At 45.5% G+C, this 22,507-nt stretch carries 23 protein-coding genes; 4 read left to right on the top strand and 19 right to left on the bottom strand.

Going from position 1 to position 22,507, the window contains the following annotated elements:
* The first annotated feature begins 4 nt into the window (after positions 1-4).
* Genes ACQE26_RS08810 through mnhG form a run of 3 tightly spaced genes read left to right on the top strand, consistent with a single transcriptional unit; the run spans position 5 to position 1,123 of the window.
* Positions 5-481: a Na+/H+ antiporter subunit E gene (locus ACQE26_RS08810; RefSeq protein ID WP_060964425.1), complete on the top strand. Its 477-nt coding sequence runs from the start codon at positions 5-7 to the stop codon at positions 479-481.
* Entirely contained in the window at positions 481-765 is a 285-nt protein-coding gene (locus tag ACQE26_RS08805; RefSeq protein WP_016938120.1) for a Na(+)/H(+) antiporter subunit F1, read from the top strand. The genes ACQE26_RS08810 and ACQE26_RS08805 overlap by 1 nt, the downstream gene beginning before the upstream one ends.
* Entirely contained in the window at positions 749-1,123 is a 375-nt protein-coding gene (mnhG, locus tag ACQE26_RS08800; protein ID WP_500471295.1) for a monovalent cation/H(+) antiporter subunit G, read from the top strand. The genes ACQE26_RS08805 and mnhG overlap by 17 nt, the downstream gene beginning before the upstream one ends.
* 39 nt (positions 1,124-1,162) lie before the next feature.
* On the opposite strand, the gene ACQE26_RS08795 is transcribed toward mnhG, so the two are convergent.
* The 6 genes from ACQE26_RS08795 to degQ form a co-directional block, all read right to left on the bottom strand.
* Positions 1,163-1,546: a hotdog fold thioesterase gene (locus ACQE26_RS08795; protein ID WP_016938118.1), complete on the bottom strand. Its 384-nt coding sequence runs from the start codon at positions 1,544-1,546 to the stop codon at positions 1,163-1,165.
* A gap of 21 nt (positions 1,547-1,567) precedes the next feature.
* Positions 1,568-2,212 (bottom strand): two-component system response regulator ComA, encoded by a 645-nt coding sequence (gene comA / locus ACQE26_RS08790; protein WP_016938117.1) that lies wholly within the window; start codon positions 2,210-2,212, stop codon positions 1,568-1,570.
* Between the two features lie 80 nt (positions 2,213-2,292).
* Positions 2,293-4,584: a histidine kinase gene (locus ACQE26_RS08785; RefSeq protein ID WP_500471293.1), complete on the bottom strand. Its 2,292-nt coding sequence runs from the start codon at positions 4,582-4,584 to the stop codon at positions 2,293-2,295.
* An 11-nt stretch (positions 4,585-4,595) separates the two neighbouring features.
* A complete protein-coding gene (gene comX, locus ACQE26_RS08780; protein WP_007613432.1) occupies positions 4,596-4,760 on the bottom strand; it encodes a competence pheromone ComX in 165 nt (54 codons plus the stop codon).
* Positions 4,760-5,671 carry a polyprenyl synthetase family protein gene (locus ACQE26_RS08775; protein ID WP_500471480.1) on the bottom strand — a complete coding sequence of 304 codons (912 nt, stop codon included), beginning with the start codon at positions 5,669-5,671 and terminating at the stop codon, positions 4,760-4,762. Before ACQE26_RS08775 ends, comX begins: the two co-directional genes overlap by 1 nt.
* A 151-nt stretch (positions 5,672-5,822) precedes the next feature.
* Positions 5,823-5,963 (bottom strand): degradation enzyme regulation protein DegQ, encoded by a 141-nt coding sequence (gene degQ / locus ACQE26_RS08770; protein ID WP_013353398.1) that lies wholly within the window; start codon positions 5,961-5,963, stop codon positions 5,823-5,825.
* 464 nt (positions 5,964-6,427) lie between these two features.
* Between degQ and ACQE26_RS08765 the strand changes: the two genes are divergently transcribed.
* The gene (locus tag ACQE26_RS08765; RefSeq protein ID WP_489201816.1) at positions 6,428-6,769 is read left to right on the top strand and encodes a YuzC family spore coat inner layer protein; all 342 of its coding nucleotides are present in this window, start codon (positions 6,428-6,430) and stop codon (positions 6,767-6,769) included.
* A gap of 4 nt (positions 6,770-6,773) precedes the next feature.
* Here the strand turns inward: ACQE26_RS08765 and pdeH are convergent, their stop codons facing one another.
* From pdeH to essC, 13 genes are all read right to left on the bottom strand, one after another.
* On the bottom strand, positions 6,774-7,997 hold the full coding sequence (gene pdeH / locus ACQE26_RS08760) for a cyclic di-GMP phosphodiesterase (protein WP_500471291.1): 1,224 nt from the start codon (positions 7,995-7,997) through the stop codon (positions 6,774-6,776).
* Between the two features lie 129 nt (positions 7,998-8,126).
* Positions 8,127-9,593: a nicotinate phosphoribosyltransferase gene (locus tag ACQE26_RS08755; protein WP_095241408.1), complete on the bottom strand. Its 1,467-nt coding sequence runs from the start codon at positions 9,591-9,593 to the stop codon at positions 8,127-8,129.
* 17 nt (positions 9,594-9,610) lie between these two features.
* On the bottom strand, positions 9,611-10,162 hold the full coding sequence (locus tag ACQE26_RS08750) for a cysteine hydrolase family protein (RefSeq protein ID WP_500471290.1): 552 nt from the start codon (positions 10,160-10,162) through the stop codon (positions 9,611-9,613).
* Positions 10,163-10,250: 88 nt separating this feature from the next.
* Positions 10,251-10,649 (bottom strand): YueI family protein, encoded by a 399-nt coding sequence (locus ACQE26_RS08745; RefSeq protein WP_500471289.1) that lies wholly within the window; start codon positions 10,647-10,649, stop codon positions 10,251-10,253.
* Between the two features lie 65 nt (positions 10,650-10,714).
* The gene (locus ACQE26_RS08740) at positions 10,715-10,963 is read right to left on the bottom strand and encodes a YueH family protein (protein ID WP_049627269.1); all 249 of its coding nucleotides are present in this window, start codon (positions 10,961-10,963) and stop codon (positions 10,715-10,717) included.
* A 71-nt stretch (positions 10,964-11,034) separates the two neighbouring features.
* Positions 11,035-11,256, bottom strand: coding sequence for a spore germination protein (locus ACQE26_RS08735; RefSeq protein ID WP_016938109.1), 222 nt, complete (start codon positions 11,254-11,256; stop codon positions 11,035-11,037).
* A 61-nt stretch (positions 11,257-11,317) separates the two neighbouring features.
* Positions 11,318-12,424, bottom strand: a complete 1,107-nt coding sequence (locus ACQE26_RS08730) for an AI-2E family transporter (protein WP_045925850.1) — start codon at positions 12,422-12,424, stop codon at positions 11,318-11,320.
* Positions 12,425-12,561: 137 nt separating this feature from the next.
* Entirely contained in the window at positions 12,562-12,798 is a 237-nt protein-coding gene (locus ACQE26_RS08725) for a DUF2642 domain-containing protein (RefSeq protein ID WP_500471287.1), read from the bottom strand.
* A 138-nt stretch (positions 12,799-12,936) separates the two neighbouring features.
* Positions 12,937-13,467: an HD domain-containing protein gene (locus ACQE26_RS08720; protein ID WP_007613450.1), complete on the bottom strand. Its 531-nt coding sequence runs from the start codon at positions 13,465-13,467 to the stop codon at positions 12,937-12,939.
* A 165-nt stretch (positions 13,468-13,632) separates the two neighbouring features.
* Positions 13,633-14,364: a (S)-benzoin forming benzil reductase gene (locus tag ACQE26_RS08715; protein WP_500471286.1), complete on the bottom strand. Its 732-nt coding sequence runs from the start codon at positions 14,362-14,364 to the stop codon at positions 13,633-13,635.
* A gap of 60 nt (positions 14,365-14,424) precedes the next feature.
* A complete protein-coding gene (gene essA / locus ACQE26_RS08710; RefSeq protein ID WP_500471479.1) occupies positions 14,425-14,898 on the bottom strand; it encodes a type VII secretion protein EssA in 474 nt (157 codons plus the stop codon).
* Between the two features lie 7 nt (positions 14,899-14,905).
* Positions 14,906-18,031, bottom strand: a complete 3,126-nt coding sequence (gene esaA / locus ACQE26_RS08705) for a type VII secretion protein EsaA (protein ID WP_500471285.1) — start codon at positions 18,029-18,031, stop codon at positions 14,906-14,908.
* Positions 18,028-22,503 (bottom strand): type VII secretion protein EssC, encoded by a 4,476-nt coding sequence (gene essC / locus ACQE26_RS08700; protein WP_500471284.1) that lies wholly within the window; start codon positions 22,501-22,503, stop codon positions 18,028-18,030. Before essC ends, esaA begins: the two co-directional genes overlap by 4 nt.
* Positions 22,504-22,507 lie beyond the last annotated feature (4 nt).

The raw sequence follows: 22,507 nt of genomic DNA, 5'->3' as shown, positions 1-22,507 counted from the left end.
TGGCATGGCTTTGCAACTATTATTAAATGTTCTTCTCGCTGTTTGCTGGATGTTTCTCACAAACAGCCTCAGCGCGGCGGGATTTGTTACCGGATTTATCGCGGGCTTGGCGGCGCTGTTTTTTTTCCGGCGCTTCTTCTCGCGGCCGTTTTACATTTGGAAAATATGGTCGGTCATCAGACTGATGCTGATCTTTATAAAAGAATTATATCTGGCCAATGTCAGCGTGCTGAAAACCGTTATTTCGCCGAAGATGAACATCCGCCCGGGCATTTTCGCGTTTAAGACGGAACTGACGGAGGATTGGGAGATCACACTGCTCTCGCTGTTAATCACTCTGACACCGGGTACGCTTGTGATGGATATCTCCGATGACCGGTCGATTCTCTATATACACGCCATGGACATTGAGGATGCGGAGAAAGCGATTCATGACATCCGCGTCTCTTTTGAGAAAGCCATTCAGGAGGTGAGCCGCTGATGTTTACGTTTATTCTGCAATTATCACTCGGCATTATGGCGGTTTCGACTCTTCTGTACGTCATTCGAGTCATTAAAGGGCCTACAATACCGGACCGGGTCGTCGCGCTTGATGGGATCGGCATCAATCTGATTGCCATGACCGCGCTCGTATCCATCCTCTTAAGAACAACGGCCTTTTTGGACATCATTCTGCTGCTCGGCATTTTATCATTTATCGGCACGATTGCCTTCGCTAAGTTTTTGGAGAAAGGAGAGATTATCGAAAATGATCGAAATCGTTAAATGGGCCGTCGCCGTTTGTATTCTGATGGGATCGCTGATCTGCCTGGTCGCGTCTTTCGGCACACTCAGACTTCCTGACATGTATACACGCGCCCACGCCTCTTCAAAAGGCTCGACACTCGGCGTTAATTTGATATTGCTCGGGGTGTTAGGTTACTTGTGGATGGTGACCGGAGAAATTTCCATAAAAATACTGCTCGGCATCATTTTTATCCTGCTGACGGCGCCGGTCGGGGCGCACCTCATATGCAGAGCCGCGTATAACTCGGGAACGGCGCTTGATAAACGAAGCGTTCAGGATGATTATAAAGGGATCAGAAACTTTGTGATCAAACGAAAAGAAGATTCATATTTGTAAAAACAAACAGCCGGACGATTCAGGGTTCCGGCTGTTTGTTTATTTTGTTATAACAGCCAGCGTGCAGCGGGACACACAGATCAGTCTTTCTCTTTCATCGAAAATGTTAATCCCGTACACAATGGTTGTCCTGCCCGTGTGAACGGGTTCCGCAATCGCCGTGACCGTACCGCCCTCTTTCACGGATTTTAAATGATTGGCATTAATCTCAAGCCCGACACACGCCTGTTTCGACTGGTCGATAAAATGCTGGGCGCCGATGCTTGCAACAGTCTCCGCCAGCGCTGCGGAGGCGCCTCCGTGCAGATATCCGAAAGGCTGCACCGTCCTCTTATCCACCGGCATAACCGCGACGCATCTCTCCGCCGTGTTTTCAGTGATTTCAATGCCGAGTGCGCCGAGCAATGTATGATTCAGATTCATAGATCATTCTCCTTTCAAAGTTTATAGTACATTATCTGACTTGGCGATCAGCACCGCTTCAGTGCGGGAGCCGACATTCAGCTTATTAAAAATGGATGTCAGGCTGTATTCAATCGACCGCTTGCTTAAGTGAAGCGCATCGGCGATTTCCTGATTGGTCAAACCTTTTTCGACCTCTTGGAGAATATGGCGCTCTCTCGGAGTTAACCGATCCTGCTCACTTTGAGGGGAAGAAGACGTTTTTGTTTTTTGCTGGGTCATCAGCTGTTTGAAATAGGAGAAATCAACTAAAATCTGTCCGTTGAGCACGTGATATATGTATTGCATGATTTTCTCTTTAGATTCGGTTTTGCTGATGGCGCCATGCAGGCCCGCGCGGATGGATTCTTCAAAATAATCTTCAACTTCATAGCCTGTGTAGACAATGATTTTACAGAGAGGATTCTCTTTTAAGATTTTCTTGGAAAGCTCTATGCCGCTGAGGTCATCACCCAGATTTAAATCCATTAATATGAGATCGTAAGCTGAAAAATCATGCCGGAGAACGAACTGTTCACTGGCATCGGGACTGAGGCAATCGACAGAAAGATTCGTGTCCGTTTCCAGAATCGTCTTAGTGCCCTCCATGACAGCCGGATGATCATCAATCACTAGTATCTTTTTCATGGTTTCCTCCCTTTTACTCATTCATTTCCATTTTATTAAAAAGACTTGGCTTCTGCCAAGTCGATTTGGTGATAAATTGGTTACAATTCCATTTCAATATCCGCTTTAAAACCATTTCCTTCACTTGTGTCGATTTTCATCCGGCCGTCAAGCGCCCGGACGCGCTCCTTAATGCCCGAAAGCCCCATGCTCATCGACTGTCCGCCGCCTTCTTCCTGATTGCACCCGACCCCGTCATCTTCATAATGCAGAATCACTTTATTTTGAATGCTGATCAGCATAATCAGCACCTCATTGGCCTGTGAATGCTTCATGGCATTCGAAAGAAATTCCTGAATGATGCGGTACAAATTCAGCTGCGTATCCAAATCCAGCGCCGCCGTAAACCGTCCCGTATTCAGACGGATATGAAACGGCGCACGCTCCTGCTGCTGCGCGGCAAGCTTGGATACCGCCTTGACCAGACCCAAATCATACAGCAGCTGAGGCCGAAGCTCATGGCACGTCTCCCGGGTCATCAAAATGACATCCGACATCTGCTCATTCATCTGATGAAGCTTGTCCTGCACCTCTAACTGGCAAGGCTCTTCTCTTTTAAAATCAGCCAGAAACAGCTCACACTGACGCTTCAAAGAAATCAAATCCTGCAGCACCGAATCATGCAGATCACGGGCCAGATCCGACCGCTGCTTTTCCTCGATCGTAAACATCAGCTTTTTGAGCCAGACCGGGTTTGTCTCCTGTTTCTTTAAATCTTCGAGATGATTCATCAGTTCTTCGATTTTCATCACGTTTTCTATTGAAACATTAACGTAAAAAGATAATGTTTTTAACCAAGAAATTTCTTCACGTGATAAGCGGGGCGTATTCATTTTAGACAAACAGAGAACAACGAATGATCTATCTCCCCGTTCTCCTACTTTCATTACGAAACCTTGATTAAACTCCGTTATTTTTCCTATCTCAACAGTAACACTATTTAAAAGCACTTGATAATCATCTATCAAACTTGAGTCTCTTTCGTCAAATGCCTTTACATTTCCGTCATACGTGACTTCAAATATATACACTTTACTCGTAAGAGTTACTTCGAGAATGGTGGTTTTTAACTCTCCAAAAACCTGATTTAAAGATGATGAGTTTCTGATTAATTGGGTAAACTTATAAATGCTGTCTTGGTAATTGAATCTTTCTGAGACCCTTTTTAATTTAAACCGGAAATCGAGTATTTCTTTATAATAAAAAACAGCTAACATTAAAATGTATATTAAAAATGTCAGTTTGAGATTGTAAAAATTTTCTTCCGGCTCACGTAATAACTCTATTGTCGTAACCAGAATTATAGTTGGAGTTAAAGCTAAAAAGCCGTAATATTTTAACTTACTTAAGATAAAATCAACGTTATATATTTTATTCGACATGAATTGATATACAAGTGAAAAAGGTATTAGCAGCATAAATGATGCTGTTAAGAAAGAAGAGACATAATAATCATTAAAAAATACATATGGTATAAGATACAGACATAAAAAAGGCGAAAATGCCAATATATTTATTACTACAAGCACTTTTATAATATGTGCCTGATCAGTATCTTTGTTTCTTCTCAAAATAACAATAAAATAATATGCTACAATTAAAAAAAGAAGAAAAAACGAAATCAAATTAAATTTTGGAATAAAATCACCAAAAAATAATCGTGACCGAAATAATTCAAATAATATATTTACAGTTGGAAATAAATACAAAACAAAAACTTTTTTGCTGAAAAGCACTGTACCTAATTCTTTAAAGTAATGATAAAGAAACAGAAGATAATTTAATGGTACAGTTATTAATGTTAACAACATGATACATCTGCTGAGCAGATCGCCTTTTGCCGACCCTCCAGCACTAATATATGCAATTGAAGCAGACAAGAGAAATACAATTAGTACCAAAGCAGATTTTAAGTTTTTTTCTTCATTTATTTTGATGATGAAGAAACAGCAAAATAAACATACTACATAAAAAATTATCGGTATTAAGTAAGTACTGAAGTTCCTGTCATTAAATAAATTGAGCTTAATCTCAATATCATGACCGTTTCTATCAACTACCATAGAGTTTACATTTTTCAGCTTATTCATTTGAATATTAATTGACTTTACATTTTGGTGATTAATATTCTTTACTATATCTCCCTTTTGCACTCCGGCGTAATATGCCATTGTAAAATCTTCTACATCTTTTATTTTAATTTCGCCCTGTTTATTTTCAGAAATTGTGGCGCCGACTAAGAGATTATTTGTGCTTATATAAGTCAGATAAATGACATATACCAATGTAAACAGAATTAAGACAACTGAAATCTTATTGTACTTGGACTTCATTTATATCAGCCTCAATATTTCCAGTCACCGCCGAAGGAAATAACATCTATACCCTTAAACGCATTTATAACACAATCTGTTTGATCCTGGCTAACTCCAATCAGACTAGCATTGCCTTCAATCACTTTATTTAAAACTTCTGGATTTTTGGTTAAGTATCCTACAATTTCCTGCATTATTTTTCATCCTCCTCTAAATTAACAATCGCATTTAATAAAGTTTGCGATTTATTTCTTTCTATTTCCAATTCAAATATCTTACTTTTTATTTTCTTTAACGACAAATGTTTCAAAACCAATAAATATTGAGTTACACCTGCTTCAATTAATTTCTTTTTTATGTCTCGAGTCTTTAAGGTTTTGAATAGCTCTGGGTTCTCATACCACTGTAAGATTTCTTCAGAAGCTTTATTGAATCTCTTTTTTAAATATAAATAAGCAAGTGTATTTTTGCGTTGAACAAAATCATTATTCAAGTAAAACAAACCTTGATAATCATTATCAATCTGGGATATTATTCCGAGTTCATACGAATATGATTGAACGATTGGATTTAAATTTCCTGTAGCCAGCATCGCTCCCATAACGCAAGGCATTGCAGTTAAAGAGCCGGATTTATTCTTAATCATTTCCAAGCACTCTTCTTCAGTTTGCGGTGCATTCAAAATATCATCTTGCTGGCCCTCAATTGAATTCAAAGCAAAGTTTAAAATTTGCTTAAGAAAATACGGGTTTTCACTAACCTGATTCATAACCTGTATACTTAATGTATAGAGAGCTGTTACAGTATTCAGCGTAATGGGGAGACCTGTTTTCATCCATTCCATTTTCAGATTATCATTATCTTCTAAATCATCATAAATGTCGTATGACAGGACTAATAATTCTAAACCTACGGCTAAGTTTAAAATCGCCTCTGTGTCTCTGCCATTGAACGCCTTGTAATGTTGATATGCCAATTCAGCAAACCCAAATGAATCTTTTGATGCAATAAATTTCAGAAGGTACATTTTCAAGTTAGTATTGCATATATTGTGCTCCACAATTTCCTTCATCTTCTCTTTAATCGTTTCGGCATCTAAACACATTTGCTCAATAATTGTCTTCACCCTCCCATTCTATTTTACTAAATGCAGGTGATGAAAGACAGCAGGTTTTTCGTTTTTTAACAATCGTATAATACTTTATCCATGAAATGGGTGAAAAATGCACAAAAAAAAGACTTGTTTCCAAGTCTTTTTAAGAAATTTTCATTGCATATGAGAATTTATCGAGCTGATCAATGCTTTTGTTAATGTTTCGTAAAGAGTCGGTTGTTTCTCTGATATCATTTTCAAGTCGGAATAATAATTGCTTTACTTCTTCTAATTTCTTTTCCACCGTTTCCACACTCCTTTTTTTGAAAGATCAATGAATTGTGTATGGTGAACGAGTCCTAGGTATTTGATCTGTTACTAATAGTGTAAACGTTTTTGCGGGATTTTTCACCGAAAAGTATGTGTAAAAGTATCTGCGTGACACCGCAAACCTCGATAATCCTATAGTCCCGAACAGAGCGTTTAGCGAACAGGACTATATAACTACGATAAAGGCAGACGTTTGGGATGAAGCAGATCAATTTTGTGGTTCTGCTGTTTTTTTAACGGTTTTCCGACAAACCGACAAGGACTATAGTCCCCGTCGTCGCAATTTCAAAACAGAATGGGCGAACAGCGTCGCATATCCACCGACAAACACCGAAAAGACCGCAACCCCCGCATTGTGGTCTTTTTGCATGTCATAACTCGTTATCACGCGGCCTATACTCATATATAACGAATGTTATTTCAGAAGGAGGCCGCCGCATGCATTATGTGTATCTATGCTGCCCTGTTTTCGCCGCTCCGTACCGCCATCCTGCGCCTAGCCCCCAGGCTTCCGCAAATATTTTGACAACGTCCGCAAAAGACGCTGCGGGCATGCTGGAGGATGCCCGTCTGCTTCTTGCGCGGCTGTCGGCGTCAAAAGAGCTTGCGCGCCGCATCCTCACCGCAGCGGAATCATCTGACGCCGCAGCGGTCAAGCGGCTCATTAAGCAGACCGGCATCAAAAATGACTTTGACGTGACATTTAATCCCGACGGCATCCGCGTCAGTCTGATCAGGGAGCAAAGCCGGTTCATCATCGCCCTCAGGTGGTCAGCTTAAAGCATCAATCCACGATAAGCTGCCGGCACCATTCGATTGCCTGCAAGTAACATTCATACGCTGCTTCTTTGTCCAGTTCTTTTCCCCATTCGTCACAGTCCCAGTTGTTGCATTCAATGGCTTTGACGAGCCCGAGCATCTTATAATAATCGTTTTCATAACCGAGCAGCGCCTGTCCGACTTCATCAATTAAAGGCAGTTCTTTGACGATATCCTCCAGCTCCCTGTGGAGAAGCGTATCGATAAGTGAAAACATGCCGATCAGCATGTAGGAAGCGGGCTGCAGTCTTCCGGTTCTTTTCGCAAGCAGTTCGCACAGCTTGGCCCTGATTAAGGAAATCTTAATGATTTCTTTTTGGCTTGAGTGGCTTTTCGCCGTTAAATCTCTGAATGAAAGGATGTAAATCAAGCGCTTAATCTCATTCAGCCCAAGCATCATGATAGCCTGCCGGATGCTGTCTATCTTTTTTTTCAGCCTTGTCTGCGATCCGTTTAAAAAACGCAGAATCTGATACGATAATGTAACGTCCCGTTCTATGTATTCCGTCACGCGCTCTATATTGGGCTGGTCTTGGTTTAATTCGTTTAAAAGCTGGTAGTAAGAATGAAAATGAAACGTCAGATCATTCCCGCTGATGACACGCGGTTCACTGAAAAAATATCCTTGAAACAGGTGAAAGCCGTCTATGGCCGCCTGTTTGTAATCTTTTCTTGTCTCCACTTTTTCCGCTAAATAAATCAGGCTTTTGCAGCTGTACGTCTGAATGATTTTTTTGCGTTCCAGACGCGAGGATTGCAAAAAGTCGATTTTTAAAATATCAATATATTTCATCAGCTGTTCCAATAATTCTTCATTTGCCGGATTGATGGCGTAAAAATCATCAAGTGCTAATGTATATCCTAGTTTCTTCAGCTGTCTGCATCTTGAGATCAGAGCCGGAGTGATCGGTATGTCCTCAAGAATTTCGATAATGAGCTGGTCAGGATCAAAGGAGGTAGGGAGATCTGAAAACATCAGGCTTTCTGTAAAATTCACAAAGCAGCGTTTTCCCTCAGTCAGCTTTTCGATTCCGATGTTGATAAAGCTGTTAATAATGAGATCAGTCGTAGCTTTATCTCCGTCTGCGGCCGAATAACGGTTCTCTTCGCTCTCCCGGTAAAGAAGTTCATAAGCAACAACCTGTTCATTCCTGTTGAAGATAGGCTGTCTCGCAACAAACACCTTCATTCATTTACCCCCTTAGATGCGGCCTTCGAACATAAGTATATCAAATAATTTGACGAAATTTGTCTAAATGTGAAAAATATTATCGCAAACAAAAAGCCTTTCCAGAGAAAGGAAAGGCTGCTTTGTCTTCTATTCAAGCTCCCGTTTCAGCTTGCTTTTGATCTCATGAATCCGCTGCATCTTGTTGCTCCAGCAGTCTTCGCTTAAATCAACCGGATATTCTTCCGGCTTGCTGATCCGTTTGTATTCCTCCCACAGAAGTTTGAGGTTATCCTGCACGTATTGCTGGATGTCGGTAATTTCGGGATTATCATAGCATAAAACGCCGTTTTCAAAAATCGGCTCATGCAGATCTTTCGCATAGAAATCAGTGACGAATTTGCTGACGAACGTGTGAACGGGATGGAACATTTTTAACCGTTTCTGGTCATTTACCCGCTCGTCATAAAGAGCGATATAATCCCCTTCCGAGTGGTGGTTCAGCTTGTTGATAATCCGGTATACTTTCTTTCTTCCCGGCGTTGTCACTTTTTCAGGGTTTGACGAAATCTTGATGGTGTCGGTCAGTTTGCCGTCCTCTTCAATGGCGACAAGCTTGTAAACCGCGCCGAGGGCCGGCTGATCGTATGCGGTAATCAGCTTTGTGCCGACTCCCCATGTATCGATTTTCGCTCCCTGCGATTTCAGATTTAATATCGTGTGCTCATCAAGGTCGCTTGAAGCAATAACCTTCGCGTCTTTGAAACCCGCTTCATCAAGCATTTCTCGCGCTTTTTTTGACAGGTACGCCAAGTCCCCGCTGTCTAAGCGGATGCCGATGAAGTTGATCCGGTCGCCGAATTCTTTCGCGACTTTAATCGCATTCGGCATGCCTGAACGGATCGTATCGTACGTATCGACGAGGAACACGCAGTCTCTGTGCGTCTCCGCATATTTCTTAAAAGCCGTGTACTCATCGCGGTACGCTTGCACGAGTGCATGAGCGTGCGTGCCGGATACCGGTATATTAAAACGCTTGCCAGCTCTTACATTACTCGTTGCGCTGAAGCCGCCGATCAGAGCCGCTCTCGCTCCCCACATAGCCGCATCCATTTCATGGGCGCGCCGCGTTCCGAATTCAAGGGCGTCTTCATCACCGACTACGCCTTTAATGCGGGCCGCTTTCGTGGCGATTAATGTTTGGTAATTCACAATGTTAAGCAGAGCCGTCTCAATCAGCTGCGCTTCAATGAGGGGCGCTTCGACCCGCATAATCGGTTCATTGTTAAAGACGAGCTCTCCTTCTTTCATGCTGTAAAGAGATCCGGTAAATGACAGATCCCGCAAATAATCAATGAAATCATCAGCATAGTGCAATTCCGTTTTTAAATAGTTCAGATCGCTGTCGGTAAACTTGAAGTTCTCCAAGTATTCGATTGCTTTTTCTAAGCCCGCAAATACCGCATAGCCGTTTTCAAAAGGAAGCTTTCTGAAAAAAAGCTCAAAAATCGCTTTTTTCTCATGAATGCCGTCTCTCCAGTACGTTTCGGCCATATTAATTTGATAAAGATCTGTATGTAAAGACAAACTGTCGTCTTTAAAACCATGCTCCACCAAAATTGTTTTCCCCTTCCTTACTCTGCCACTTGCGCTCCGATGCTGTTCTTAAAATGGGACAGCGCCCATTCATGCCCTTCCGGATTAAAGCTTGCCACAGCGTTTTGATGAATGACGATCTGAAAGCCCTTGTTGTACGCGTCAACCGCCGTGTGAAGAACGCAGATGTCGGTGCACAGGCCCGCAAGATGCAGTTCAGTGATCTGCCGTTCCCGCAGTTTCAGCTCTAAATCCGTTCCAGCAAAAGCAGAATATCTCGATTTTTCCATGTAGCTTACGTTTTTTGCGTGTTTATGTTTCTTATAAAGAGGCGAGAGCTTTCCGTACAGCTCTTTGCCCTCCGTGCCGTTGATATTATGCGGAGGAAACAGGCGTGTTTCCGGATGAAAGTCATCGTCTGCATCATGTGAATCTACCGCAAAGACAACGTAATCACCATTTTCTATAAATGCTTGCGTCAAACTGACAATCTTATCCTCAATTTGCCTTGCGGGTTCTCCGCAGGTTAAGGCTCCGTTCTCTGCTGCAAAATCATTCGTATAATCTATGCAAATAAATGCTTTTTTCATAGCCGGCCTCCCCGCCATTCATATGAAAACCATTATATCCTATCTCCACCTGTAAGTGAATTGGCAATATAAAATGACACTTGCTCTACTAAGATTTCAGGAGTGAGCGCTTGAAAATGTCATCCTGAACGTAAATGCCGTCAAGGTTCACGGCATAATCGGCGGCAAATACCAGGCCGAGCGGCGTTTCGAATTGAAGATCCGAGATCACGGAGCTTCGGACACCTTCCAGTGCGGCAAGCTTCATATAAGGTGAATAAGCATGATATGGGAGCCTTCCGTTTATATAGAGCACCGCGTCTTTTCGTTTTTTCAGCGCCTGTTTCACTTCTTCATACGGCTTCTTTTGCAGCACCTGCCCCTTCGTCAGGGCAATGATGACCCGTTCACGCAGCGAGCCTAAAAATAAATGCCGTTCATCCGGTTTCGTCTGCAGAGGGCCGTACATACCCTGCTGTAAATAAAGGTCAACCGTTTTGTCGCTCATCGGCCTTCCCTCCTCAGCTTGTTTTACAATTATCGCCCCGGACGGGACGCGGTAAACCGTCTTCGTTACATTTCAGCGACCCAATGGGAGATCTTGCCCGCGAGCTCTCCGGCGGGCTCTTCATCCATCAGCTTGCTGAATGATTGTAAAAGCCGCTGCGCCAGCGCCTTTTTCTCTTCCTCATAGGAAATGATCGTGCTCCACTCAAGTTCGGGAACGGCTACGAGGGTATGCTGTTCTTTTTTATTTTCATGCAGATACACATCACCGATCATTCCGGACTGAACGGTAATATTCGCTTTTCTGATTTTCATAAAAATTCCCCTTTTATAAAAGACTGATTCTATTATACTACAAAAAAGCGACAGCCTCCTAAAGGAGGCTGTCACGCGTTAAACCAATCAGGTTCGTCAAACAGATCAATATCTTCAAAGCGCGTTTTGCTGAATTTATTAGTGACTTTGACAAAATCTCCGGAATGAAACGCCCCTGACCCCGCGCCTGAGTGGTCAACAGCTTTGGGAGAAATGGCGAACACGTCACCGAAGCTCGCCGCAGCGTCTCCGGCTAAGCTCATAATATAAATCGGTCCCACAATTGCAGGCATACCCACACCTCCGCTTTTCTTTACAGCAGTTTATGCGCTGCGTCTGGAGTTGTGCCCGTTTTTATTTCGGCTTGCGGCTGTCTTCGTGCTTCGATCGCTGACGAAGTTTGATAAGCCGGACGATATTTAAGACGAATGCTTTTAAGACCGCGTAAACCGGCACGGCCAGAATCATTGCGAGAATGCCTCCGAAACTGCCCGCTCCGATAAGCAGAAGAATAATGGTCAGCGGGTGGGTATTGAGCCGCTTCCCGATAACAAGCGGAGAAAGCAGGTTTCCGTCAAGCTGCTGGACGACAACGACAACAATCACGGCAAACAGCGCCTTAGCCGGAGAATCCATAAATGCGATAATGACCGCCGGCGCCGCCCCGAGAAACGGTCCCAGGTACGGAATGATATTGGTGACGGCGATCACCATCCCGAGAATTAACGCATACGGCAGACCGATGATCCAATATCCGATAAAGCATGCCGTTCCGACAAAGAGACAAATCAGCAGCTGGCCTTGGAAATATGCGGCCAATGTGACGTATAAGTCGTTAAATATTTTCCGGCCCTCCGCCCGGTAGGAAGAAGGCAGAATTTTAACCGCCAAAAGCGGAAAACGCCGGCCGTCCTTCAGCATATAAAACAGAATGAACGGAACGGTGATCACGACAAGCGTAATATTCGTAACGACGCCGAACACGGCCGACAGGCTTGCGGTAATATTTTGCGGAAGGCTTTGTAAAAATCCCGTCAGAGACTGCCGGATTTTTTCTATCGAGACATAATCCTGCGTCATCATCCACGTGAACCATTTGGAATGGGATAATTGTGTAATCAAGCTTTGAATCTGATTAATGTAATCAGGGAAATTGTTAATCAGCCCTGTGACCTGAGAAGCCACGATCGGTCCGATGGCGGTGAACATAAAGGCGATCAGGCCGATGAAAACGAGATAAATGAGCAGGATCGCCAATGTCCGGGGGATTTTTTTCTCAAGCAGGCGCACGATCGGATTAAAAATGAAAAACAAAATGCCCGAGATCAAAATCGGGAAAAACAGAGTGGTGATGAAACCGAAAAACGGCTGAAAAATAAACGAGACTTTCGTTGATACGTAAATAATGAGCAAAACGAGCAAAATTTGCAGCGTCCAAAAATGGACCTTTGATTTCAACAAGCGGTTTCCTCCTATTGTCATGTGAACTTGTACTGTGATTGTACCAAAAAAAGCCGCCGTGCATCTATGTATCTCAAAAAAGAAGACGCACCGGGGTTCTGTAAGGGCCGCCTCCGGTCTGCGCCTTATACGGGCTGTTACACCCGTTCGGTATAATCAGGCATGACAGAAACCACATGGCGGTTCCTGATATATAATATGCGGTCATGGGTTTCTTCAATGGCGATATGATCCGGAGCGGCATCAATCAGCCGTCCCCTGACAATCCGTCTGACGGTTTGAATGATAAACCTTGAGCCGATAAGCTTATGGATGGTCTGATAAACGTAAGGATCTACTAACGAGACGAGTTGCGGGCTTCCTTGATGGGCCATTTTCGCTGATCCCCTTTACTATGTTTTCCTTCAGCATATGCAGCGGACAAAGGTTTTGACACAGTACGTCTATCGGAGCGGAAAAGGTGTTAGTGAGATTGCGGGGTTATGTAAAGCGGAAAAGGCCGCATGAGTGGCCTAGACTGAGCTTCTTATGGGATATTGGGCTTGGTCAATTAACTGATCAAGCTTTTGGATTTGTTTGAGCGCGGCCGTGTGATCCATTTGGCGGTAATGATGATGTCCGCCAGGTTCTTCATCGAGTTCGTCCGCTTGTTTCACGATTTGCTGGAGCGTATTCTTGTCCAGTTCGCCTTCAGGCAGATAGGAATCGGTGTGAAGCAGAATCGCCAGCGCAATGTCTTTCGCCGCTTTCGGTTCTTCACCGAGCCGGATGAGCAGCTTATGCGCCCGTTCCGCGCCTTTTATGGCATGGATATCGTTTCTTCTGTACTTTTCATAATCCCATTTGCCGTCTGTGTACCATTCGTAATGGCCGACATCATGCAGTAAAGCCGCTTTCGCCGCAAGATCGGGGCTGACACCCGCTTTTACGGCAAGACGGTATGCATGAAACGCGCAGGCAATCGCATGGGCGACACCGGAGCGCTGTAAATACTTTTGTGCGATTGGATGGGTGAAGACATCCATTAACGTTACATTTCTCATGGAAACCCCTCCTTAATTATATTTTTAGAATCCTAACATAAATCGAGAAGAAACTCAATTCATCTGATACATTTCTTATACCCCTTACTTGGTGTTTCATTCATGATATGCCGCCGGGCGCCGAAGTGATTGTACAAACAAAAAAAGAGCAGCGTGAAAGCTGCTCTACAAAAAATCTTTAATATCGTATATCCGTCCGTTTTCCGGCTCACCCGCGATCAGTGAGTGAATGACGCCGGCGATGTATTCCGGGCTTCTGAGGTTTTTCGTTTCTTTCAGATTGCGGAACCGCTCGATGTCATGGAAATCTTCTTTTGACGAAGAACGGATGACGGCCTGCATGTCTGTATCCATCACTCCCGGCGAGAATGATATCATGCGGACCGGCAGCTCTTCATCTTCCTGTTCGAATCCGAATGTTCTCGTAAACATATCAAGCCCCGCTTTGGAGCTGCAATACGCGCTCCATCCTTTATAGGGATTTTTCGCCGCGCCAGATGTGATGTTGACAATTGTTTTGCTGCCGCTGAACGCTTCGAAACGCTTTGTGAACATTTGGCTGAGCAAAACGGGCGCCGTCAGATTAAGGGTATAGTGGCGGTTCAATTCTTCCGCGGAAGCCTCTTTCGCCCGCTTGATCGGTTCCACCATTCCGGCATTATTGATCAGTGTGACGGCGGAATACCGCTTCTTCTCAGCTTGTTCAAGAATCGCCTTCATCTGCCGCTCTGTATCTGCCAGATCGGTTAAATCAACACTGTATTCTGTCAGTCCCTCACGCTTTTCCCCGCTTATCGTTCTTGAAAGCGCGGCGACTTCGGCTCCTTCTTGCAGCGCCTGTTCCGTCAGCGCCCGTCCCAATCCTTTTGACGCGCCTGTTATAAGAAAAAACTGCATGAAACTCCTCCTTTTTTTCTTATTTTACGGGCTGTCTTCCCGCAAACACAAGCGATCCGTTTACCGCTTTGCCTTATCCTGCGCCGTCACCTTCGGAATCAGATAGATCATTGCGGCGATGCCGAGGAGGATCAAGACGGCATAAATGACAGGCAGCAGAAAGGAAGTCTTTTTCTCATCCGTTTCCATGTCTGCTGAGGTATGCCGCACCGCAGGCTCGGCAAATGTGATACCCAGTTTTTTCGATTGCGCTTTGATCGTATTCGGCTCCGTTTCTGACGATGTAAACAAATTTGATATCAGTTTTTCATCCGGGTTTTCTGCCGGCTGATCGAACGTGATATCCTTCTGCTCTTTCGGAAGCGCCGTTTTTTCCTCGGAGTAGGCATCGTCATGAAGATAATCCGTGCGAATTTCAATGTCTTTCTTTTCATATTCATTCGGCTTGACATCAGTATTGTCCTCATTCGCGGCTGCGGCTTGCGGGAGGAAAAGGAAAAAGGAGAGAGCAAGCAGCAAAACGCCTTTTTCCACGATTGTGTTACGCCTCATAAGACTGATCACTTTCCTCCGTTTTTTCCGCAAGCAGCCGAATGATGAGCGGAAGCGCCGCCGCAATCAGCGTAATGATCGCAAGAACCGTTATCCCCATCGCAAACAGATGGCCCGTTCCGTATTGAATATCGATATACACTTTCGATACCGGGCTGTCAAAGCTGAAGTTCGGCATAATCAGGTCGATCAAAGGCGCCACATAAAAGAGAATGAGCGCTGATGAAGCGATCCACCCGGTGATTGAGCCAAAGACAAAGGCTGCCCGGATGAAAGCTGAACTCGCCGCAAGCAGGAGAATCGTAAAGACTGACCATTTAATCGTCTGATCGTCCGGAAGTGAGTAGATATTCAGACCGAACAGACTGATCATCAGCCCGACCATTATGTTTAAAATCCCAAAGAGCGCGCCTTTGACAAGAAGCGGCGCCTGCTGATAATACGAGCTGAAATAGCCGATCAGAAGACTGCTGATCAGAACGATTACCAAAATGACGACCGGCGGAACATTCTGAGCCCGGTCTTCCGGCACCTCTCCGCTGATTTTAAGCGGATTGGCGAGATAATCGTAAACATATCCGTTTTCCTGTCCGTCAACGAGCGCGTTCCCTAAAATGCCGTACACGTCATTTCTGATCAATTTCGTGGAATCGACGTTTTTGCCCCAGTTGCTGTTCAGGGTGTCCGCTTTATGCTGGACGTCATTTACGCTTTGCTGCATATTGTCGGTATAGCTGATGATGCCGGACTGGCGTTCTGACAGATGGCCCATCGTGTCAGACATTTGCAGCACTTCGCGGCCGACGGTATCCTGAGCGCCGAGCGCCATCGTTCCGGTTAATCCGTCTCCGCTGAATGCGGCCGCTTCCTGCACAGCGCCTTCAGCCAGCTGATCGGATGCTTTCGCCGCGCTGTCTGAAATGCTGGCGAGCTCATTGAGCACTCCGGCTTGTTCATCTCTGATATACGAGCTGTAGTTATCCGAGAATTCGGTCATGCCTTTAATGAAATTGCTGATGTCTTCATCTGTCTGCATTTTGTTGTTTTTCAGGTTTTCCCAGCTTGCCGTTTCTTCCGGTTTGATGGCGAGAACGGTTTGGACTTCGCCTTGCTGGGCTTTCAGCACCCTGTTTTTCACATCAGGCAGCGGGCCTGCGTCAAGAGAGTGATAGAGTGTTGCCTCATACAAAGATAAATCATTATAGTAACTCATTAAATCGGATATCTCTTTTGTATTGATGTCAGCGGCAAACATCTGTTCAAGAGCAGATTTGCGGCCGCTATCCAATGACGGATAGTTCAGAATGTTCTGTTCTGTTTTTACAATCATTCTGTAAACGGTATTGAAGTCTTGTTTTCTCTTTTCTTTTGATTCTTCCAGCTGCTCACGTAATTTGTCCGCTCGTTTGTTCGCGTCTTCAATTCGGTCTTTAAGGCCTTGGATTTCTTCATCAAGAGCATCGAGACGTTTTTTCAGTTCTTCATTATGAGTCTGCTGTTTCTCTTCCAGCTCTTTTTCAATTTGCTGAATGCGCTCTGCGGCTTGGTTCAGCCTTTGTTTCGCGTCAGAAACTCCCGTGCCGCCGTCTCCTTCAGAATCGTTTGGATCGTCCGCCGGTTCAACAGCAGGCGGAGTGACGTTTTTAGCGGCCGATGCGGTTTGGACGGTTTTTGGCTCTTCGACGCCTGTGTTATCGGAATCAGGCTGCTGATCTTTTGTGCCGTCTTCCGTTTTTCCGTCTTCTCCGGGAGCCGTTCCGTTATTCGGATCGGTACCTCCGGGTTTTTCACCGTCATCACCTTGGCCCGGTTTTTCAGGGTCAGGATTTTCTTTTTCCGGTTCTTTTAATCCGTCTGAAATTTGATTGATTTCAGCGGAGATGCGTTTTAATTCATCACGCTGATCGTCAAGGTCAATTTTCAGATCGCCGGGTTTTTCTTCTTCCGGTTTTTCTTCTTCTTTCGGTTCATCTGAGCCGTCATCCCTCGGATCATTTTCCGGAACGGTTAATGCCTGCCGGTCCCTTTTCATCAGGGTTTGGATGCTGTTCAGTGTTTCAAATCTTGCTTGAGCTTTATATTGAGTCAAATAATTGTTCAGTAAATTGGATTGAATATTTGCCATCCCGCGTTCCTGATCAGGCACCTGCGCTTCTCTCACCTGCTGGGCGGCAAACAGAGCCGCTCCTGTCTGGTCGAGCTGTGTCTGCGCCTGGTTTATGCCTGAAGACAGCCTGCTCATCATGGCGCTGAACTGATTGGCGGCCTGCTGTGCTTTAATGGCGTTCAGGCCGGTTGTGATTTGCTTTTGATTTTGTTCCTGCGCGGCCATCAGCAGTTTTTTCTGATTTTCCTGATATTGTTTATAGCGTTCAACCGTATCGGCAAAGTCTTTGAGCGTGTTTTTGGCTTCATCTGCCGAAGTCAATTTTTCTTTTGCCGCGCCTTGTGCTTCATTCATTGATTTTTTCAGTTCGTCAATCAGGTCTTTTTGCCGTTTGATTTCACCTGCCAAGTCATTGGAGCTCGGCTTGTAAAAGTTGTACATGACGTTTTGAAATTCTGATTCTTTATTGACGATCTTGTCAAAATCGCCTCTGACATTGTTCACTTTTTGTGAGACGAAATTCCAATACAATGCCGACATTTTTTTATTCATTGATTTTTGGGCGTCTTCAAGCTCACGCTGCACTTTTTCTTTGTTGACGGCGTTCAGGCTGCTTTGAATATTGAATGTCAGCGTGGCTTTTTGCGGACGCTCTTTGTCATAGCTTAAAATGTCTTTTGAAAAATCGGATGGAATGTAAACGACGGCGTCATACTTCTTAGCCGCCAGACCGTTTTCAGCCGCGCTCCTGTTGACAACCGTCCAGGAATAATCCGGACGGCCGCCGAGAGCCGCCGCCACTTCTTTTCCGAAATGGACGGATTCCTGCCCCTCATTTTCATCTGTTTGTAAGCCCATGTCTTCATTCACGACTGCGATTTGGCGGGTGGCATTGATTTTTTGTTTTCCCGGGTCATCGCCGATAAATCGGAAAAACAGCACCGGCAGCACCAGAATGATAACGACCGCGGCTATTAATTTGATCAGGCTTTTTCGTTGTTCTGTCATCTGACGGCCTCCCTTTCCGCTGAACATAGAGGTATTTGGATTTTTTGCTCCTTCCCGTTTTCAACCAAATAGCCGAAGCCCGGCTGAATATCCGGTTCCTGCCTTTGGTAAGGCAGCGGAATAACGTTTTGTTCGGATTTTTTCACAAGCAGCATCGCGTGGCGGATCTGTTTCATTTCCGTCGTTAAGGAATCATAGCCTTTTGAGAATTCGCTGTGATTGCCCGCCGGGATGAAACTGAAGCCGACATGCGCGTAAGATTTCATAAACATCGCCAGCTTGTCCTGAATGGCGGTGTCGATTGTCTGCTGGAATCTTGTAATGCCGTCGGCCATTAACACGATCGGAGAGAAACTGAGTTTGTGCACATCACCATTTTTAACGGCCTGTGCATACTGGGCTTCACGCTCCGTGAATATGGCTTCAGCCGATTCGATCCACTGCTGTATGTCTTCTTTTGTGTCCAGATAACTGACCTTTGTTTCCTGCGCATATTGCGACAGTCCGCGGTCAATTGAGTCAAATAGTCCGATCTGTTCCGTTCCTTCACGCAGCAGGTGATTCAGCATGACTTTCAGGATATTTGTTTTTCCACGCTGTGTCTGTCCTAAAATGAGGCAATGTTTATATTTACCCAGATCAAAGTACACGGGGCTGACCTTTTCCTCATGCAGCCCGACAGGAATTCGGAACGGTTCTTGACCCGGTTCGAGACGGAGCGAAAATTCGCCGGCCGTCAGCATGTCCGGGAGCATCGGAATCGGTTTTGGACCGGCCGTTCCGGCATGGCGAACAGCTAAAGCTTTGACATCGTCTTTCAGCGCTTGGAACATCTCGAGGTCATTTTCCGCTTCTGCCGGAAGAAACATTTGCGCGAAATAGAGTTCTTCTTTTTGGATCATGACGCGGCCCGGAATCGGTTCGAGACTAAACGGCGGGCGCCCGTAAATGGAGTATCCTTCTGACTGATCCATTAAATAATGAACGACTTTCGTTTTTAAGTTGTTTAACAGCGACTGGCGGACGGCGTTTACCCTCGTTGCGGTCAGCAGGAAGTAAATGCCTAAGCTTTGCCCGTCGCGTGAAATCTGGATGAACTCCGTTTCCAATTCATGCATTTCGTCTTTGACGATATCGAAATTATCAATTGTGATAAATATAAACGGCAGCTCTTCTTCACTGAGTGAATTGTACATTTTAATATGGCTGACTTCTTTTTCTCTGAACAGCCGTTTCCGCCGCTCGATTTCTTCCTTGATGCGGATCATGAATTTTTCAATCTTTCTCATTTGATCCATTAAGAAATAATCTGCGGTGTGCGGAAGCTTTGCCAATGGCAGAAGCGTTCCGTTACCGAAATCAAAGATATACATGTGAAGCTCTTGTGGCGTGTACCCTTCCGCGAAGTTCATCAGGAACGTGATGGCAGAAACTGACTTGCCGTAGCCGGATGAGCCGAAAATACCGATGTTGCCGTCATCCATCATCGTATAAGCGAGAGGCGCCTGTCTTTGCTGATCAGGCTCATCCACGCAGGCAATGAAGAAGCGGTCTTTTTCCTCCGCAGGATAAAGCGTGCGCGGAATACGTTCGGCAAGCGGCGGCAGCCAAGGGCTCGGCAGCTTTTCAATGCCCATTTCTTTTTGAATCCGCTCGATTTCTTCGACTACGGCCTCTATTTCTGCCGGGGCGTCTTTTTTCGCCGCATCATCCGCGTCGACCTCAGACAGCGGAATTAGGCCGGTATCGGTAACAATGGCAATGTCATCCTCGGTGCCGTATACATCTTCCATGTAAGGGGCGCCGCTCCAGGCAGACTGGAACTGCTCATACACTTCATTATTTCCGACTTGCAAATAGCCGCGTCCGGTGACGGTAATATTCGCCGCATCACTGTTTTTCAGGATTTCTTTACTGTCGCTTGCATCCTGCACTTTCAGCGCGACCTTAAAGCGTGAGTTGCTCCATATCTGGTCGTCAATGATGCCGCCCGGCTTTTGCGTGGCGAGGATTAAATGCACACCGAGGCTCCGCCCGATGCGCGCCGCGCTGACAAGCTCCCTGATAAAGTCAGGCTCTTCGCTTTTGAGCTCGGCGAATTCATCTGAAATCAAAAACAGGTGCGGCATCGGAATATCCGTTTCTCCCTGTTTATACAGTTTTGTATAGTCATTGATGTGATTGACGCGGTATTGATCAAACAGCCGCTGCCGTTTTTTCAGCTCGCTTTTGATGGAGGCAAGCGCCCTGATACTGAAGTTTCTGCTTCCTTCGATGTTCGTAATGGTTCCGAGAAGGTGCGGCATCTTGCGGAACGGCTGCGCCATTCCTCCGCCCTTATAGTCAATCAGCAAAAACGCCGCTTCATGCGGGTGGAAATGAACGGCCAATGACAGAATATAAGTTTGCAGAAATTCACTTTTCCCGGAGCCGGTCGTTCCCGCCAGCAATCCGTGCGGCCCGTGGGCTTTTTCATGCAGGTTTAAATACACGATATCGTCTTTTCCCTTGTAGCCGATCGGAACAGCCAGCGATTTAGCAGACTCACTTGTCTCCCACTTCTGCCTGATGCCGATTTCTTTTACTTCCTTCGCATGAAACAGTTCCAGAAATGAGACCGTTTCAGGAATGGAATTCGTCATCCCGACCTGATGGTGCAATGTCCGAAGCGTCCGGGAAAACCGCTCGTTGTCTGTCCGTTCATGCCTGTCCAGCTTAAACGGGATCTGCACCGCTTTTTTCTTCTGAATGAGAATGTCGCCCTCATCCTCATTAATGTAGCGGACGAGGGTGTGAATGTTTTCTGCCAGGCTTTCCTTCGTTTCCGCGGCAATGATCGCCGAGATGCCGAGATGCTCATGCCGGCCTTCGATATATTCTAAAATGACGTGCTCTGCAATCAGCTGCTGATTTGTGATGACAAAAACAAAATGCGGCTGGAAGATCTTTTTTTCTTTCTCGTCTTCCAAATCCCGCTCCCGCAGCAGCTCATAAATGGACGATAACAATTGATCGCGCGTCTGTTCATTGTATATAAACCCTTTCGCATACATATGAGGCAGCTGAAATTGCGGCAGCCACTTCATCCATTCCCAATCCTTATATTCCTCTTCATGAAAGATAAAGACAAACCGCAGGTCATGGTAGCTGTTGAAGAAAGCGAGCTGGCCGATCAGCTGATGAATTTCATTTTTGACGATCTGGGGTTTCCCGACGAGCCCCATCGGCCCTTCTTGTAAATCAACGGTCACGGGCGCATGGCGGATATCTTTATACATACGCTGCATGTGCTGCGACTGCTCCATCAAGTCATCGACATCACGGTTCGCCAGGTCTCCGCCGCTCATCGAAATCTCGTAGCTTGCCGGAACCGTGCCCGTTCCGAGCCGGAGCATCAGGAAATCTCTGCTTTCCAGCGATTTCTCCCAAATGCGGCCGCTGATTTCAGAGGTTAAATATTTCATTTTTTCAAACGGAGGAAAGTGATGCGTCAGCACTTGCAATTGCTTTTCCGAAAGCGTCTGAAGCTCTTTCCGTTTGTTTTCTAAATACTGCTTGTACACACGCTCCCGCTTTTCCTCCCGTTTTTTCCGCTGCGTTTTTTCTCGGAAATACTGCACGGTGGACGTAATGAGCGTCATCATAAACATCGCCAAAGAGACGAGGATGAAAATGCCCCTCGGCTGTATAATGGCGACAACCCCCATTACAATCAGCATGACCACAGGAGGCAGAATGACGAGCCACAGCCCCCGGTTATTCTGTTCGCTTTCCTGCGAAGGGAAACTGAATGACACGCGGTCTTCGGGAAGATCGTAGACCATCCGCGGCGTTCTTCGATATTGCGGGTATTTCTTTTTCATTTCGGTGCTTGGCTTTATCGTTTTGATTAAGCCGCTTTGAAACGGTTCGTGATGAATGACTTCTAAAAGGTCGTCCTCGGTCAGCCTCACACGCAGAAAATTCCACAGCAGCTCATCTCCCGTCCGAAGCTTTTCAGGAGCTTTTGTGAGCTCTCCGTTCAGATAAATTTCCCGGCCGCCAGGAACAACAGACCAGCTTCCTCCCGCTTTTCGCAAATAAAAATCGCCTGTTTGAGCGGACGACGGCTCTTTGTATATATCCGCTTCCTCTGTTTCTGATGAGAAAACGATCTCGTCCTTCCCGCCGATAAAGTAAACGGAGGATTCTTCCTGATCAGGAGTGAGAAGAAGCCGCAGCGTCTCTTCTTCAATCCGGCAGGGCATTTCATTTCCTATTGTCAATTCGCCGGCACAGTTATTTCCCAGGAAAACTTCGTAACGATCTGTTTCCTTACGATAAAGGGCTGCGGCAGGCTGCTGTAACGGCAGTGTGCCGAACGTGATCGTATCCTTTATTTCCGGGCCGATCGTAATCGGCTGAGACGGCGGGAGTTCAGACAGCTGAATCTTTTGTACGTGCTCCCGGTAAAAGACCCATAACAGACTCATATGG

The organism is Bacillus sp. 5RYD7K, from assembly GCF_059831465.1.
Note: the sequence above shows the minus strand (reverse complement) of the source record. Positions and strands in the feature narration are given on the sequence as shown.